This window comes from Carnobacterium sp. (genome assembly GCF_045617425.1).
GTDB lineage: Bacteria > Bacillota > Bacilli > Lactobacillales > Carnobacteriaceae > Carnobacterium_B.
Genome location: NZ_JAZLIO010000018.1, coordinates 89,725 through 106,153 on the forward strand (window position 1 = coordinate 89,725; position 16,429 = coordinate 106,153).

The 16,429-nt window shown below is 33.9% G+C and carries 18 protein-coding genes and 1 pseudogene; 9 read left to right on the forward strand and 10 right to left on the reverse strand.

Features of this window, described 5'->3' with window-relative positions; all coding sequences use genetic code 11:
* Positions 1–117: 117 nt before the first annotated feature.
* Positions 118–576, forward strand: coding sequence for a DUF2798 domain-containing protein (locus ACKI3H_RS09955; protein ID WP_407372090.1), 459 nt, complete (start codon positions 118–120; stop codon positions 574–576).
* A 276-nt stretch (positions 577–852) separates the two neighbouring features.
* Here ACKI3H_RS09955 and ACKI3H_RS09960 read toward each other — a convergent pair whose 3' ends face one another.
* From ACKI3H_RS09960 to glpK (ACKI3H_RS09970), 3 genes are all read right to left on the reverse strand, one after another.
* Positions 853–2,517 (reverse strand): glycerol-3-phosphate dehydrogenase/oxidase, encoded by a 1,665-nt coding sequence (locus tag ACKI3H_RS09960; protein ID WP_407372091.1) that lies wholly within the window; start codon positions 2,515–2,517, stop codon positions 853–855.
* A 43-nt stretch (positions 2,518–2,560) separates the two neighbouring features.
* Positions 2,561–4,075 carry a glycerol kinase GlpK gene (gene glpK, locus ACKI3H_RS09965; protein ID WP_407372092.1) on the reverse strand — a complete coding sequence of 505 codons (1,515 nt, stop codon included), beginning with the start codon at positions 4,073–4,075 and terminating at the stop codon, positions 2,561–2,563.
* Between the two features lie 172 nt (positions 4,076–4,247).
* A complete protein-coding gene (gene glpK, locus ACKI3H_RS09970) occupies positions 4,248–5,765 on the reverse strand; it encodes a glycerol kinase GlpK (protein WP_407372093.1) in 1,518 nt (505 codons plus the stop codon).
* 358 nt (positions 5,766–6,123) lie between these two features.
* Here glpK (ACKI3H_RS09970) and ACKI3H_RS09975 point away from each other — a divergent pair, with 358 nt between their 5' ends.
* Positions 6,124–6,216, forward strand: coding sequence for a hypothetical protein (locus tag ACKI3H_RS09975; protein WP_407372177.1), 93 nt, complete (start codon positions 6,124–6,126; stop codon positions 6,214–6,216).
* A gap of 185 nt (positions 6,217–6,401) precedes the next feature.
* Here ACKI3H_RS09975 and ACKI3H_RS09980 read toward each other — a convergent pair.
* Positions 6,402–6,755, reverse strand: a pseudogene (locus tag ACKI3H_RS09980) (heavy metal translocating P-type ATPase); the annotation flags it as partial.
* A gap of 64 nt (positions 6,756–6,819) precedes the next feature.
* Positions 6,820–7,848 (reverse strand): dihydrodipicolinate reductase, encoded by a 1,029-nt coding sequence (locus ACKI3H_RS09985; RefSeq protein WP_407372094.1) that lies wholly within the window; start codon positions 7,846–7,848, stop codon positions 6,820–6,822.
* 136 nt (positions 7,849–7,984) lie between these two features.
* Between ACKI3H_RS09985 and ACKI3H_RS09990 the strand changes: the two genes are divergently transcribed.
* The 4 genes from ACKI3H_RS09990 (at position 7,985) to ACKI3H_RS10005 (ending at position 9,267) form a co-directional block, all read left to right on the forward strand.
* Complete coding sequence (locus ACKI3H_RS09990; RefSeq protein WP_407372095.1) at positions 7,985–8,116, forward strand: hypothetical protein; 132 nt, start codon at positions 7,985–7,987, stop codon at positions 8,114–8,116.
* A 60-nt stretch (positions 8,117–8,176) separates the two neighbouring features.
* Positions 8,177–8,329, forward strand: a complete 153-nt coding sequence (locus ACKI3H_RS09995) for a hypothetical protein (RefSeq protein ID WP_407372096.1) — start codon at positions 8,177–8,179, stop codon at positions 8,327–8,329.
* Between the two features lie 29 nt (positions 8,330–8,358).
* The gene (locus tag ACKI3H_RS10000; RefSeq protein ID WP_407372097.1) at positions 8,359–8,640 is read left to right on the forward strand and encodes a hypothetical protein; all 282 of its coding nucleotides are present in this window, start codon (positions 8,359–8,361) and stop codon (positions 8,638–8,640) included.
* 108 nt (positions 8,641–8,748) lie between these two features.
* Positions 8,749–9,267: a helix-turn-helix domain-containing protein gene (locus ACKI3H_RS10005; protein ID WP_407372098.1), complete on the forward strand. Its 519-nt coding sequence runs from the start codon at positions 8,749–8,751 to the stop codon at positions 9,265–9,267.
* A gap of 3 nt (positions 9,268–9,270) precedes the next feature.
* Here ACKI3H_RS10005 and ACKI3H_RS10010 read toward each other — a convergent pair whose 3' ends face one another.
* Positions 9,271–9,747: a DUF5626 family protein gene (locus ACKI3H_RS10010; protein WP_407372099.1), complete on the reverse strand. Its 477-nt coding sequence runs from the start codon at positions 9,745–9,747 to the stop codon at positions 9,271–9,273.
* A gap of 365 nt (positions 9,748–10,112) precedes the next feature.
* On the opposite strand from ACKI3H_RS10010, the gene ACKI3H_RS10015 reads away from it, so the two are divergent.
* The 3 genes from ACKI3H_RS10015 (at position 10,113) to ACKI3H_RS10025 (ending at position 11,659) form a co-directional block, all read left to right on the forward strand.
* Positions 10,113–10,328: a hypothetical protein gene (locus ACKI3H_RS10015; RefSeq protein WP_407372100.1), complete on the forward strand. Its 216-nt coding sequence runs from the start codon at positions 10,113–10,115 to the stop codon at positions 10,326–10,328.
* A gap of 160 nt (positions 10,329–10,488) precedes the next feature.
* Complete coding sequence (locus tag ACKI3H_RS10020; protein WP_407372101.1) at positions 10,489–10,773, forward strand: hypothetical protein; 285 nt, start codon at positions 10,489–10,491, stop codon at positions 10,771–10,773.
* Between the two features lie 703 nt (positions 10,774–11,476).
* Entirely contained in the window at positions 11,477–11,659 is a 183-nt protein-coding gene (locus ACKI3H_RS10025; RefSeq protein ID WP_407372102.1) for a hypothetical protein, read from the forward strand.
* A gap of 213 nt (positions 11,660–11,872) precedes the next feature.
* Here ACKI3H_RS10025 and ACKI3H_RS10030 read toward each other — a convergent pair whose 3' ends face one another.
* The 4 genes from ACKI3H_RS10030 to ACKI3H_RS10045 all read right to left on the reverse strand — a co-directional run bounded on the left by ACKI3H_RS10030 (position 11,873) and on the right by ACKI3H_RS10045 (position 16,381).
* Positions 11,873–13,546, reverse strand: coding sequence for a peptide ABC transporter substrate-binding protein (locus ACKI3H_RS10030; protein ID WP_407372103.1), 1,674 nt, complete (start codon positions 13,544–13,546; stop codon positions 11,873–11,875).
* Between the two features lie 34 nt (positions 13,547–13,580).
* A complete protein-coding gene (locus ACKI3H_RS10035) occupies positions 13,581–14,468 on the reverse strand; it encodes an NlpC/P60 family protein (RefSeq protein ID WP_407372104.1) in 888 nt (295 codons plus the stop codon).
* 57 nt (positions 14,469–14,525) lie between these two features.
* Complete coding sequence (locus tag ACKI3H_RS10040) at positions 14,526–15,317, reverse strand: serine hydrolase (protein ID WP_407372105.1); 792 nt, start codon at positions 15,315–15,317, stop codon at positions 14,526–14,528.
* A 233-nt stretch (positions 15,318–15,550) separates the two neighbouring features.
* Positions 15,551–16,381 carry an MBL fold metallo-hydrolase gene (locus ACKI3H_RS10045; RefSeq protein ID WP_407372106.1) on the reverse strand — a complete coding sequence of 277 codons (831 nt, stop codon included), beginning with the start codon at positions 16,379–16,381 and terminating at the stop codon, positions 15,551–15,553.
* Between the last annotated feature and the right edge of the window lie 48 nt (positions 16,382–16,429).

Below are 16,429 nucleotides of genomic sequence, written 5' to 3' on the forward strand. Positions count from 1 at the left end.
TTTTCACTTACGAAAGAGTTATTTTTTCTGATACACTTCTTATAGATACACAAAAAGGAGTTTTTCATTATCAAAGAAATTAAAGAAAACAGATTGCCCCACAATGGAAAAGAAGGAATGTTATACGGTGTCATTATTTGCGCAATAACTGTTTTAATTATGAGTACAGTAAATATTGGACTAGAATTTGGAAAACTTGATAAAGAAGTATTTATGATTATTTTCAAATCTTTTCCACTTATTTTGATCATTGCCATGTTATTAGAAGTACTTGTTATTGGACGTATTGCAGAAAAACTAGTGCATACTTTTTCTGATGATACCGATGGATTTAATGCAAAAATTTTATTTACCATCTTTTTTACTGTTATTGGGATGTCATTGATTATGACAGTACTTGGCACTATGATTGGTAAAGGTTTCAACTTATCTTCATTTGAATCATTGTCACATTGGCCTAGAAATTTTTCGATTGCTTTGTTTTGTGAACTTTTGATTGCTCAACCACCTGCACGATTTGTTATGAAAAAATTACATGAACGTCAGTCAAATAATTTAGATTATGATTTTGATTAACTTTTTATAATTAAAACGACCATAAAAAACTTACCTTTCCTTTTTCATAGAAAGGTAAGTTTTTTTGCGTCACTCTTCTATCTAGTGCCGTTTCATGGGAAAGTGGCAATAGTTTTGTGACTCGCTCATTCGTGTAGAGTCATTTCATGGAAAAGTGAGACCGATTTTCCATATCACTTATTCGTGAAAGGAACACTGTTTTTGGAAATATTTCCTAGAATAAGTATTAGGATAAAAAAAGAGGATAAGACTTTTGTCTTACCCTCTCTTAGTTTGTTATAAATTTGAAAGATTGGCTTCAGCAATCATTTCTTCTAATTCTGCAACCATTTTTTCTTTTGTTGCTGCATCCCATTGGTAGTAATCAGCCATAAATTCAACAACAGCTTCTTTTATCTCTAGAACATGGTGATGATCAAATAAGATACTTTCTGTTCTACGGTCAAAGAAATCTGTAGGTGTTAGAACCATTTCATTTTCTAAAGTGTAGATAAGGAATAACGCATCCCCTAAATCTAGGTTAGCGGGTTTTGTGAAAGAATTAGCTCGATCAAAAATTTCGCTGGCATTTGAGCCAAACCATCTGACTATTTTTTCCGCTTCTCCTTTTGAAAGACCACTTTCCATTCCTTTTTTAGCTTGTTCTTCAACATAAGCTTCAAACTTGCTTCCTAAAGGAACATCTCCGCCTGATAATTTAACTACTTTAGTATCTACTTCAGGGTATTCTTTACCCGTTTTTTCTTTCAATCGTTTAGAAATTAATTTTAACGATCCCTCAGCCATCTTGCGGTAATCAGTTAATTTCCCTCCCGCAATTGTGATCAACCCATTTTCAGATTCTGTTAATGAGCTTCCTCTAGATACTGCTGATGGATTTTTTCCGCCGCTTTCTGCAATCAAAGGTCTCAATCCAGCCCAACTTGCTTCAATATCTGTTACGGTCAGCTTAGCTTCTGGGAATCGATAGTTTACCGCTTTTAACAAGTACTCGATATCTTCTTGGGAAACTGTTGGATGATTGATATCTCCAGTATAGTCCGTATCCGTTGTTCCAAAGTACGTTTTTCCATTACGTGGAATAATAAAAAGCATACGATTATCAGAAAAACTAGAATCCGTATAAATAGGGCCATTCACATGTAAACGCTCTTCAGGAACCACTAAATGAACCCCTTTTGTTGGGCGCATTCTTTGTTCAGAGTCTGCTTCACTTTTTTCTCTTGTTTCATCTGACCACGGGCCTGTAGCATTCATGATAATATCAGCATTGATGTCAAATTGTTCCCCAGTTATTACATCTTGGGCTTTTACACCAGCTACTTTTTGTTGATCATCAAATATAAAATCAACAGCTTTAACATAATTCGCAATGATGGAACCAAAATCATTCGCTTTTTTCATTAACTCTGTTGTGATTCTGGCATCATCAGAAGTATAGTCTAGATAAACTCCCGCTTGTAATAAATCTTCTTTTTTAAGCGCTGGTTCACGCTCTAAAGTGGACTCTTTATCTAAGAAGTAATTCTTGTATTCTTCTTGGACATCCGATAATTCATCATATAATTTCAAGGCTACTTCTGCAGAAAATGAAGAAAATGAAGCATCTTGCTCATCATAGATTGGCAATATCATAGGTGTGGGATGAACAATATGTGCAGCATTGTTATAGATGATTTCACGTTCTCTAGAAACTTCAGCAACATTTTCCACATCAAATTGTTTCAAGTAACGTAATCCACCATGAATTAATTTTGTTGAACGACTGCTTGTTCCAGATGCAAAATCGCCCATCTCAATTAAGCCATTTATTAATCCTTTAGCACCAGCTTCTACCGTGATCCCTGCCCCAGTAATACCCCCTCCTATAATAAGTAGATCCAGTTGAGTGGATTTTAATTTTTCGATATTTTCTTTTCTAGTTTTTGCTGAAAATGCCATATTATTTCCTCCTCTAACTATTTTAAACACATCTAACTGAAGTTTATTTTTTTCTTAAGGGTTTGTGTTTGTATGCCTTGGTTGCTTCGACAGCTGATTGCCAACCGGCATATAAATCTTCTCGTACAGATTCTTCCATGTTAGGATCATATGCAGCATCTTTCTCCCAATTTTTTTTGACTTCATTACCATCTTTCCAAAAACCAGTTGCCAAACCTGCCAAATAAGCAGCTCCTATATTTGCTGTTTCGGTTTCTTTTTGGCGTTCAACTCGTTTGTTTAACATGTCGGCTTGAAATTGCATTAAAAAGTTATTTTGAGCTGCTCCGCCATTCACGCGTAACACTTCAATTGGAATACCTGATTCTTCATTCATTGTATCTACAACTGTTTTTATTTGGTATGCAAGAGACTCTAATGTCGCACGAATAAAGTGCTCTTTCGTTGTTCCACGAGTCAAACCTAAGATTGATCCTTGAGCATCTTGATCCCAATATGGTGCGGCTAAACCTGTAAATGAAGGCACTACATAGACATTGTCTGTTGATGCTACTTTTTCAGCATATGACTCAGTATCAGGGGTTGTTTTGACCATTCTAAGTCCATCTCTTAACCACTGCAATGCAGATCCAGCCACAAAGATACTTCCTTCTAACGTGTAAGTAATCTCCCCATTAATTCCATAGGCAATAGAAGTCAATAATCCATTGTCTGATTTAATTGGTTTAGCACCGGTGTTCATAATAATAAAGGCACCTGTGCCATAGGTTGCATTAACCATCCCTTTTTCATGTCCTTCATGCCCCAATAAAGCCGCTTGTTGGTCAATTGCCATACCCGCAATTGGGACTTCTCCACCATAAAAATGTGAGGGTACGGTAGTTCCATAAACTTCAGAAGATGATTTTACTTCTGGCAGCATTTCTTTTGGAATATCTAGTAAAGCTAAAATATCTTCATCCCATTTTAGGTCATAGATATTAAACAGCATGGTACGGCTGGCGTTCGAGTAATCGGTAACATGCGCTTTTCCGCCTGTTAATTTCCAGACCAACCAAGAATCGATCGTTCCGAATAACAATTCGCCTTTTTGAGCACGTTCTCTTGATCCTTTAACATGATCCAAGATCCATTTGATTTTAGTCGCTGAGAAATAAGAATCAACTACTAACCCTGTTTTACTATGAATAGAATCTTTATGACCATCTTCTTTTAGTTGTTTTGCGATTTCATTGGTTTGCTTAGATTGCCATCCGATAGCTTGATAAATAGGTCTACCCGTTGTTTTGTCCCAAACAACAGTTGTCTCACGTTGATTGGTAATGCCTACACTATTGATGTCGGCTGGTTTTACTCCCGATTCAATTAATACTCCTGCAATAACCGACAATACAGACAACCATATCTCATTTGCATTTTGTTCTACCCAACCTGGGGCAGGAAAATTTTGTGTGATTTCTTTTTGAGAACTCCATTTTTGATTGCCTTTTTCATCAAACAAAATGGCTTTCGTCATATCCGTTCCTTGACTGATTGACATGATATATTTTTTACTCATATGCTGCCTCCTAAACAATAAGCTTGATTTATCGACTATCTTGATACTTTCATTTTCCTTTTAAACAGTTTAAATAGAATGAAAAAGAACATCCCAAATAAAAAGATGTGCTTTTTCATTCTATCCTTAAATGTTAAATTACTCAAAAATAACGATTTATTTTGGCTAGCTTTTATTTATCTTTTCTTTTAGATTTATGTTTGAATACTCGTGTAGCTTCTACAGCTGATTGCCAACCGGTATACAGATCTTCACGTTCTTCTTCTTCCATATTTGGTTCAAATGTCGCATCTTTTTCCCAATATTTTTTGATCTCATCTTGATCTTTCCAAAATCCAGTTGCCAGCCCTGCAAGATAAGCAGCACCTAAAGCTGTTGTTTCACTAATTTTAGAACGTTCAATTTTAGTATCTAAAATATCTGCTTGGAATTGCATTAAAAAGTCATTTTTCGATGCTCCACCATCCACACGCAATGTTTTAATTGGAATGCCTGATTCTTTATTCATGGTATCGACAACATCTTTTGTTTGGTAAGCCAACGATTCAAGTGTTGCTCTGATGAAGTGTTCTTTCGTTGTACCACGAGTTAAACCAAAAACAGCCCCACGAGCATCTTGATCCCAATAAGGAGCTCCCAATCCTGTAAATGCTGGTACGACATATACATTTTCTGTTGACTCTACTTTTTTAGCATACTCTTCTGATTCTGGAGCTGTTCTAAACATTCTCATTCCGTCTCTTAACCATTGAAGTGCTGATCCAGCAACAAAAATACTACCTTCTAAGGCATAAGTGATTTCACCGTTTAAACCGTAAGCAATCGATGTCAGCAATCCATTGTCAGATTTAATCGGTTCTTTTCCGGTGTTCATAATAATAAAAGCACCTGTACCATAAGTATTTTTAACCATTCCTTTTTCATATCCTACTTGACCGAATAAAGCAGCTTGTTGGTCACCAGCCATACCGGCAATAGGAATTTGTCCACCATAAAAATGTTCTGGAATTGTTTTGCCATACACTTCTGAAGAGGATTTTACTTCTGGCAGCATTTCTTTTGGAATATCTAATAATGCTAAAATATCTTCATCCCATTTCAGGTCATAAATATTAAATAGCATCGTACGACTAGCATTTGAATAATCGGTAACATGAGCTTTTCCGCCTGTTAATTTCCAAACCAGCCAAGAATCAATGGTTCCAAATAACAGTTCACCTTTTTTAGCACGTTCTCTTGATCCTTCAACATGATCCAAAATCCATTTGATTTTAGTTGCTGAGAAGTAAGAATCGATTACTAATCCCGTTTTATCTTTAATTAATTTTGTATGTCCATCTTGTTTTAATTGATCGGCAATGTCATTTGTTTGTTTTGATTGCCAGACAATAGCACGATAAATTGGTCTACCGGTTGCTTTATCCCAAACAACAGTTGTTTCACGTTGATTGGTAATTCCAATACTATCAATATCAGATGGTTTTAATCCAGATTCAATCAACACACCTGCAATGACTGATAAAACTGAAATCCAAATTTCATTCGCATCATGCTCTACCCAACCTGGTTGAGGAAAATGTTGAGTAAATTCTTTTTGAGAACTCCACTTGGGGTTTCCTGCTTTATCAAATAGGATTGCTCTAGTACTGGTAGTACCTTGATCAATCGACATAATATATTCTTTTGTCATTTTATTCCCTCCAATAATATAATACGCTTTCAAGCGTTTCACCCATAATGTACCGTTAAAAAAAACACTTGTAAAGCGTTTCACCTCAGCATTTTCTCCAATAATGTAACCGATTTTTTCTATTTTACGTATTTTTTTCACAATCAGGTGATAGAATTTATTTTTAAACAAAATCCTTTTATTTATACTTTAAATTTCAATTGGATTATAGGGATAGACTTTGCTTTCTTATTTATGTGAAAATATTATTCAATTCCACTTTTTTAGTTGCTAATTTTCCCAAGATTGACTTTTTTTTCATTTTATTTTTATGGCAAAATATAGTCGAGAACTCAATTTTTAAAATACCTAAGAATACATTGACTGGCATATTCACATTCGACCAAAATTAAAATTGGCTGACTTAAGTCCGGTCGAATACCGAACTCAAACCAACCAATCAACTATATAATAAAAACTCTAACTTTTGGTGGGCAGGACCAATGAAAATAAACTGACAAGAAACACAAAAAGCAGTACGCCATCAAATCGGAGTTCTGCTTTTTTATTTTGACTAGGCCGCTCCATTTTCTAACTCTGTCTTAGTATTAACTTGTCTTTTATCTAATTACATTGAGACTGCAGTTTTTTCTCCATTTACAATAAATGTAGTACTTTCAAGATAACTAATATTGTTGAACTTTCAGGGAAAAAAACACCTAATGGTAAATCTAAATACTCTAAAAGACTTAAGAAAATCAAAATGACAATGACACTGATTGAAAAGATAATAATTTGCTTAATAATACGGTTTAATCGCCTACTTAAGTGATAACTATACAGTAATTTAGCTGAATCATTTTTTACGATTTCAATATCAGCTGATTCTATTGTCACCGAGAAGCTGCTACCCATAGTATTACTAATATCAGCATTCACTAATGCTGGTGCATCCTTGATTCCGTCACCAACCATTCCAACTACTTTTTTATCTTGCTGGCTTTTTAAAATGTCACAAAGACTAAAAGGATACATACGTTTCAGTCCTTGCATCTTATCACCCTATACTTTTTAGTTAGACGTACAGATTAATTGGATAAGTTAAGTAGCTTAATTCAGCTAGTTGATCAGCTGTCACCAATCCTGCAGGTGCCTCTATAAGAGATGGAATTCTATTAACTATAGTAGCACAAGTATGCGCAACGGTATCGGGTTTTTCTAGTGAAAAGACCATATCAGGTTCTCCAGTGATCTCCCAATCACACATATCGCCATCTGTTTCTCGGTAAACTTTTCCAATACACTCAACTTCGATTTCAATTCCTTGATGAGTTTCAAACGTTGTCACAGCAGACATCCCAATTGCTTCACCAGCAGGAATATTCCGTCCTAATGTTTCAGAGTACACCATTTCTTCAAGTACAAAAGGCACGCTTTTTTGGCTGACTGATTGAATTGTCCAATTCATTTTCGAACAAATCCCTTCTGCTGCGTTCCACATATAAGAAGGTAAACTTTGAGCTTGAGAAATTTCTTTTTCGAATTTAGTTATTTCATAACCTACACCATGAGCTTCAGCTAATGCTAAACCATAATCTTCAACGTTATAACTTACTGCACCCTTAATTTTCTTGATTTTATTCATTCCCGCCATCATGAGAGTTGGCATATTAATCCAATAAATATCTTGCATTCCACTACCAGTAATTGTTACTCCGTGATCTTTAGCGATACGATCCAAGCGATTTGCTACTGCTGGAGATGTGTTCCATGGATAAATAGCTTCTTCACAAGTAGTAATAACATTTACATTATTAACCAGACACGTTTCAAATATTTTCTCCATCTCAGGCATATAACTAAATACAGTCACAATTGCTACATCTGCATCACAATTTTCAAAAACTTCCTGAGCATTATTAGAAATTTTGATACCTGTTCGATAACCTAATTCCGCAAAATCTCCAATGTCTTGGCCGATAACCACTGGATTAGTATCAATTGCTCCGACGATTTCTGCACCATGACTGACTAAATTTTTAATGATTACCTTTGCCATCTTTCCACAACCGAATTGTACGACACGAACTTTTTCTGTAAACATTAAGTTCCCTCCTATTTCAATTGTATTTTTATTGACAGCCATAGTGTAATAGTTATAGTTCAATAGTGTCAAGAATAAAGATTGAAACCGGTTGCAATAGATAACAAAGAACATCCTTCTATGTCAAAAATACCTAGTGTCTATATTTGAAGAATCAAAATATGGTCAAATGTCAGAACAAGCTAATTTGGGACAAATGCAAACTATGGGTGTTAAAACAGTTGCTACTAAAGTAGCTGTAAAAGGTATGATAAAACCTGTAAAGTAGTTTAGTAAAGAAAAATGGAATAAATTAGTAGCTAAAGCTTCAGCAGCTATTGCTAAATAGATGAAATATGATACAGTTTTAAAAGTCTTTAATATTGTTACAGACATAAAAGGAACCATAGAAAGTGAATTAATCAAAGGATTCAAGAGTATTGGAATGAATACTTGCTGGGCTGTCGCAGCAGCTACGTTAGTTATGACTCTTGCATTATAAGATTAAGTTAAAGAGGTGGATGTTGAAAAATGAAATTGAAATTATTAAACATAATTTTTAATATTATATTAGGATTTATTTTATGTTTTGTAGGTATCAATATAAGGAATACAATTACTGTAGAAGATAAATTCAACTTTTATACTTCATTATTAACTATTATAATAGTTGTTATAGGAGGAATAAATATTTCGGAATATATGAATAAGAAGACCATGTACTTTAAAAATGAAAGTTTATTTAGTACATTGCCTCTAATTATAGGTTTATTAATTGCAGGAGCTTGTCTAAAATTAACAAACTTTATTTAAACAAAAATTGTTTATAATACAGTTAAAATATAAGAACACAATAGTGTATAGTCAATGATTACTACTTTAGGTATGATATATAAAAGTAATGAATAGGGAGGAAGATAAGTGATATTAGGAGAACGACTGAAGGAAAGCAGGGTCAATAAAGGGTATTCTCAAGGGGATGTAGCTAACCATTTACATATTTCAAGACAATCCATTTCAAAATGGGAAAATGGCAATAGTTACCCTGATTTAGATAATCTAGCAAAGTTAAGTACCTATTACGACGTTTCGGTTGACGACTTATTAAAAGAAGATCAGAACCTCAAAAAAGAAATAGAAGAAGATAAAGCGAAAATTGAAAAAAATGTTAACAAACTAGATTTAATTCATGGAAATACGGATAAAGATGAAGGTCTAATATTATTAATTCTTACTTGTATGGGTTGTTTAATTGCTCCATATGGCTTCTTTGTAGCGCCCATTGTAATCAAACGAAACAAAAAAACAAACACACTACATAAGATTGTTTACTTCGCGTGTGCTTGTTGTTTGCTCGTTAATTTATTCGTTATTTATAGTCTTGTAACAGATACTTTTGGATGGGGAGGAACAACCACTGTTGAATATCTTGGTGAGTAGCCCTTAATAGGTTATAGAAATAGTATTGCCAGATAATTTTGCTCTTAAGTTTGTCGATGCTTTGCCAATTAATAACTTTCGTTTTAAGTAATATGTAGCTTGTGTAGGGTTATCTACTTTCAATATTAAACTCTTAAACCTCCCTATGAAGGCTGTTGCTGAAGCAGAATGAGCACTTATAATTTTATGGTTACTTACGTCTATCTTATAACTTGCTTTCCACTGAAAAGCTTTTTCTTTTGTAATTTTATAGGTACCATTCTTGACACTAGTTGCCATAATGAAACATCGGGGCTCTTCTTCAATGGTAATGGTGTAAGTCTCTCCTATTTCATCTTCAAATTTCTGTATTCCACCTTGTTTCATGTCATAAGCTACACTATTCTCTTCTGATGAAAAAATTTCTTCAGCGTGAACCTTTATAGTAGAGATAAAACTAAAAAAAGTGAAACAACCTAAAATAAAAACTGTTTTTTTCAAATAAATCCCTCCATATTTTTTTAATAATACCTGAAATATAACAGTTTAGCCTGTATAAATGGCGACTTATTTTATTTAAATGAGCAATTATTAATTATTGTTGTCACAAAAAATTAGTAATTGAAAAATAATAATTCGAAAACTCAATAGGAGCATACTTACTTATTTCTTTTTGTGAACAAATGCTACCATTATTCTTATGCTTTGCACTTTACAGTAGCAGCTTATTACCTGAAATTTTCTTTTGATTGTTCTTATCCTGATGTAAATCAATAGGTGCTAAAAAGCAACCACTGGTTGCTATGAAACAAGCACTATTATTGATAGTCTTAAAGGAGTAAGTTATTAGAAAGAGGGAGATTAGAGTGCGGACAATTGAAGATTTTCGTTCTAATTATAATTCAATTATTTTTTCCAAAAAATTAAGCCCCAACAAAAAAAATACCTTACTTGAAAATTTATTAAACGAAATTGACTGTATCTATTTTGACACTTATAAGAAAGAACGATCGATACTTGAACAACAGGAAGAAGCAAAAGAACTATATAAGGATATTAAAGCATCTTTAAGCGAGTCTTAGGATTACCAAGGTTAGGTAATAGCAACTTTTATATTTATATCTTAAACACTAGTAACTAGGTACCATAACTTTTTAAATAAAGAACCCACTTCACAATTAATACTTAAAATAAGATACTTATGACTTATCAATACAAATCAAAAAAATTGGAGGAATATTTATGTTTCTACTATTAGGAATTATCGCTATAGTAGCAACTTTTTTAAATCTTTATCTATATAAAGTAGGTAAAGATTATAAATTAGCAATGGCTATGGGGTTGTCATTCACAGCATTGACTATTGTTGCAGGTCACAGCTTGATATCCGATTGGGTAAAGGTAAAAGATTGGGTTGCTTTATTAGATGTAGTACCTACTATGACAACAGTCCTATGGGTTTTAACGATTGTATCAATCTTACTAAATATAATTCCGATGCTTTTAGAGCTAAAAAAAAACAATTAAAACTAATCAACTATCTAATAAGAGTTTAACCAGGATATATTTTTACCAAGTATTAATCTGATTGATTTTTCGCTGTCCATTATAAGTGTCGTTTAAATTTATCAAATTAAAATTCATGTATATCGCCCTCTTTTTAATAAGGTTTTACATACATGAATTTATCTACTTTCGTGTATTTGACTTTGATTTTATTTAATATTAAGAATAATGAGATATCTTGAATTTTGAAACGTCACAAGACTTATTAAAGAGACCACCATAAATTATGCAGCAACAGATAGTTTAAGTATGTTTTTTAACACTAGTCTTTCACACATTAAATATCTTTAAGGAATAGAAAAAATGAATTGTTGGAACTAATATCGATAATTTACATATCAGTAATAATCTCTTTTTTATATACTGCCGTTTCACTCTTGTACATTCAGTTATAACAAGTTTTTTTATAGAAAGGTCATTCATTTTTTACAATCAATACTAATTCTTAGTCTTCAGGTATACTAAGCTTTAATCAATTTCATGTGCTTACAACAAGGCTAGGAAAAATATTTTTTGTGAAAAAAGTAGTCCTACTTTCGTTAGGTTTACTAAATATATAGAAAAATACACTCCCTCTACTGAACAAATCAGTTCGTAGTTTTGAGAGTGTATTTTTTTGAGGGATTGTCTCAGCCTTAAAAGAAATTAAAAGAAGGGCTAGCTTATGTCGATTGTAAATCCTAGTCAAGCTAGAAAAGTCTTTTACCAATTATTGAAAAACGTCAACCAAATCAATGAGCCCGTTCGCATACTAAGTAACAATAAAGGAAGTGAAACGGTTATGGTTAGTAAAAAGGATCGGAATGCTCTATTCAAGAAACCTTGTAGTTTCATTCTTATGGAGTAGCTAATGTAATTCATCAGCATAATCAAGAAAATGAATTTATCGCATTCGAGGATATTAAATAGTCTATTCACGTTTGATCAAAAGAAAAATGACTGACTTAAGTCCGGTCGAATACCGAAATCAAACCAGTCAATCAACTATATATTAAAAACTTTAATTTCTAGTGATTAACACCTTACTTAAAACAAAGCGACTTCTTTTTAGTATTTTTGCTTATTCTGCTTCTATCCATGTCCATTTGTAACTATCTGGACCGAAAACGCGTTTATAGTAATCTTTAACTTTTGGATTCAATAAGTAAGAATCAGCTGATTGGTATAACGGTGCCAGAGCTGCATCTTCACCTAAAGAAACCTTCTCGATCTCTACTAATGTTTCCCAACGTGCTTCGTCGTCATCAAATGTCGCCTTTGCTGTATCTACTAAAGCATCTACATCTGGGTTCGAATAATTCATTCGATTGATGTCTGTATCAAAGCGTTCTACATAATTGATTGGATCTGCAAAGTCCGCGATCCATGAGTTGACAGCCATATCATAGTTTCCTTCACGTACTGTTTCTAATTTCATACTGAAAGGCATACTTCTCAATATAACCGTCAGTCCGGGTAAATTCTTTTGCAATTGATCCTGTAAATATTCAGCCAAACGTTTTGAATCTTCTGTATCTGAGGTAATCAACTCTAATTCAATACTATCTGTTCCTAATTCAGATAACCCCGCATCCCAAGCTTCTGTAGCTTTTTCTAAGTCATAAGGCAATAAATTTCCAGCATCTTTACGGAAATCTGATTTTGTTGTTGGATTACTTGCTAAACCAGCCGGAACAAATCCATCGATAGACGCTGATCCGTCTTGTAATACGTTATCAACATACCCATCTTTATCAATTGCAGAGGCAATCGCTAAACGAATATTTGCATTGCTTAATTCTGTTTCTTCTTCACTATTTAAGTGATTCATTTCAATATAGAATGTTGTCGCATTTAACGAAGAATGAAAATTAGGATCTTCACTGTATTGCGACACAAAGCTTCCTGATAAAAAGGCTATATCTGTACTGCCATTTTCAAATAGGTTCAGCTCAGTTGTCACTTCTTTGATTACATCAACTGTTACTGTGTCTAAAACAACTGAGTCAGCATCCCAATAATCATCATTTTTTTCAAACGTCCATCCCACACTGCTTGCTTGATCCCATCCTTCTAATACAAAAGGTCCATTGTAAACGAGAGTTTCATTTGTACTACCATATTCATCCCCTTGTTCTTGAGCAAATGCTTTATTTTGGGGAAAGAAAAACGGCAACGTCAATAATTGATCAAAATAAGAGGTAGGCTGCATTAATGTGATTTCTAACTCATTATCGCTCAGCGCTTTAATCCCTAACTCAGTGGAATCCATTTCATCATTGATAATTTCAGTAGCATTTTGAATTAATCCATCAAACATATATGCATAACCACTGGCTGTTTCAGGAGCCACAACTTTTTGCCAGGCATAGACAAAGTCATCCGCTGTTACAGGTTCTCCATTAGACCAAACAGCATCTTCTCGTAGCTGAAAAGTGTACGTTTTTCCATCTTCACTGATGGTAGGTTCTTCAGCTGCAACACCTAAGACAGGCTCAGCATCTGGTCCTAAAACATATAGTCCTTCAAACACATTATTCATAACAGTAAAACTAGTTAAATCAGTTGCTAAAGCTGTATCCATAGATGGAATTTCTGAAGCTGCAGTTAAACGCAGTTCTTGAGTGTCTGCTAAGTTTTTTTCTCCATCAGCTGAATTGCTTTCTGTTGATGACCCATTTGTTTCTGTACCTCCGCATGCAGTTAATAAAACGGCTAAACTAAGTATTCCCAAACCTTTTATTTGATAGTTCATTGATTTTCACCCTTTCCTCTTCTTTTTTATAATTTTAAAAAAAACGCCTGACTGCACATAATTCTTTTTGGTACTTAGTCCCTTCAAGCTTCGTTATGATTACTTTTGATCCGGGAGTTTGTGAATGAATCATTTGATCCTCTCCTAAATAAATGCCTACATGATGAACTTCTCCATTGCCTTCTTGGTAAGCAAAAAACAACAAATCTCCAGGTATTGCTTCTTCATATGAACGAACTTCTCCTTCAAAAACTTGTTCTTGAGCATCTCTGCTTAACCAAACATTAAACGTTCGAAACAAGGTATAAACAAATCCGGAGCAATCAAATCCAGCAGCACTTGTTCCCGCCCAAACATATCTCAAATCTAAAAATGATTTTGCGAGACCAATGAGTTGTTCAACAGCATGGATTGAAGAGTTTTCAACTAAATGAGCATCTTCTTTTGCTACAAATCCAATCCCATCTGGTGTAATAACTTTGTATTGACTAGGTGTTTCTTCCATTAAAGATAAAATCGTCCCTATCGAAACAAATTGAAAAATTTGTTTATCCTCGGTAAATAGGATTTTTGCTGTAGGTTGATTGACAGCAATTTGTTCTAAGTCTTCTGACCATTCTTGTGGCACAGGAACAAGGTCTTTAGCTATCACCCAGCCGGGATATCCTTTAGGTTCATTTTTAAATGCTTGTCTTGGAACGGTTACTTTTGCGTATTCTCCTACAATTTCAGAGACTTCAACAACATCCCCATAAAGCAATTCTGAATCTACCAAACGATCCTTATAAAGGCTTAAAACCTCCTCATCTGATAATGTATAAAACTGTTTTTTTGTCTGTTGTTTTTTTATTTTTTCCTGAACCGGATGACCATTATTTTTTGACCATAAAAAAGTTGTCGCAACATTAACCAGTTTTTTCATTTAGTTGTTCACTCCTTACTGCCAATTTTTCAATTCTATCAGCAAGAAGGATGATGATTAGTGGGCATTCGTTAAAAATTTAAACGCTAATTTCCCTAATTCTTGCATCCATTCAATTGCCTTTGCTTCTTCTTTTACGTTTTTATTTAAAGCAGCGATGTACACTACTCGATCGTTGTACCGAAATAAAGCAACATCGTGGCGAATCTCATTGTCTTCGCCAGTTTTATTTAGCATCTCTAGAACTGGAATCTCTCTCTCATCTAAATAACCTGGAAGGCCTGTTCGAAACTGCTGCAATATAAATGGTTTTTCTATCTGATTTTTCCATAATGGATGCTGACTTCCAAGTCCCATGATTTCTTTTAAAACTGATACAGCTCCTTGTGGTGTCACTTCATTGACTAAACCAGACTCATAATCCATCAAGTATCGTCTTAAAACTATTCCTTCATTCCATGTTTTTTCTTTTATCCATACTTGCAAGTTCTCTAACCCCGCATAAGAGATCAGCTGATTTGTTGCTTCATTGTCTGAAACGGCAATCATTAATTGTAAGAGTTGTTCAATACTCCAGTCTTCAATAGATGTCAAAATGTGCATTACTCCAGATCCATTAGCACGCCCTTTGTCTGATACATTCACTCTATCCATTAAGTTGAGTTTGCCTTGAATTGCTTGTTCATAATAGTAGAGGTAAATGGGAAGCTTAATAATGCTTGCTGAAGGAAATAACTCTTCTTTGTTTTTACTGAATAATAGTTTCATTCCATCATGGATGTAAACTCCACTTTCCATATAGGGTACAAAATCAGTTTTTAAGTCTTGTATTTCCTTATCCCAGTCCATCTTCACCCTCATTTCTTTTAAAAATTAAACTAACTCACATCAAAAATTCATATATTTATTACTTAAATTTAATTATATAGAATTCCTTTATTTACCACAACATAAATATAACGCTTTCATGTCAGGTGTGTTAATTGCTTTTATTTTTAATACCTAAAAATGCAGAGAAAAAAGTAACCAATACTCAAAACAACTGATTATCGGCTACTTTTTTACAATGCTGAATTGAGAAACTATATATACTTGCCATGTGTGGGCAAAGCAATATCATCAAATTCTCTGACTAATTTTCCAAGGTTTTCTCTTAGTAGCTCTCCTCCCATAGGTAAACCATGTCCTGTGACCGCACAAATTGGTTTAAGTTTTTCAAGAATTTGAACAGAACGTTTGGCAGCTTTCCAATCAGTGGTTAAGTAGCGTGGAGGACCACTAATTTCTTGTTTTTGAGTCATCACTTTATACAGGTTTTCTTGTTTGACTGTAACAAATGTATCAGCAGCGATCAATGTTCGATCATTTTCTCTAAAAAGAGCAATCTGTCCAGGAGAATGTCCCGGTACATGTATCCATTTAAACTCTGAAAGATAGGGTACCTCTCCATTAGCTGGTAAAGCCATTACCTGAGTCTCTATTTCTATAGGTGCAATAGGAAATAAAGGAGACATTTTAGCTACCATACCTCCTTGTACTGTAAAATCTGGTTTAGGGTAACTTTTTTCCCCAGTCAGATAAGGCATTTCTAATTCATGAGCATAAACAGGTACATTCCAGTGTTGAACCAACTCAATTATTGATCCTACATGGTCAAAATGACCATGCGTTAGTATAATAGCTTCAGGCTTGGCATTTGAACCAAATCGTTTTGTAGCAGCTTCTATGATTTCTTCTGATTTACTGGGTGTACCTGCATCGATTATTACGAATTTAGTTGTTTTTGGATACCCAATAAAAAATAAATTAACGATTTGAACAGTAAACATATAGAGATCTGGTAACACTTCAATGCCTTTACCATTTTGTTTTGAGGTCGCCGGGATTCGTTTATAGTCATCACCATATTTCATTTTTATACCTTCTTTCTTAACTTTTATACTTAATGATAGTTTCTCTTT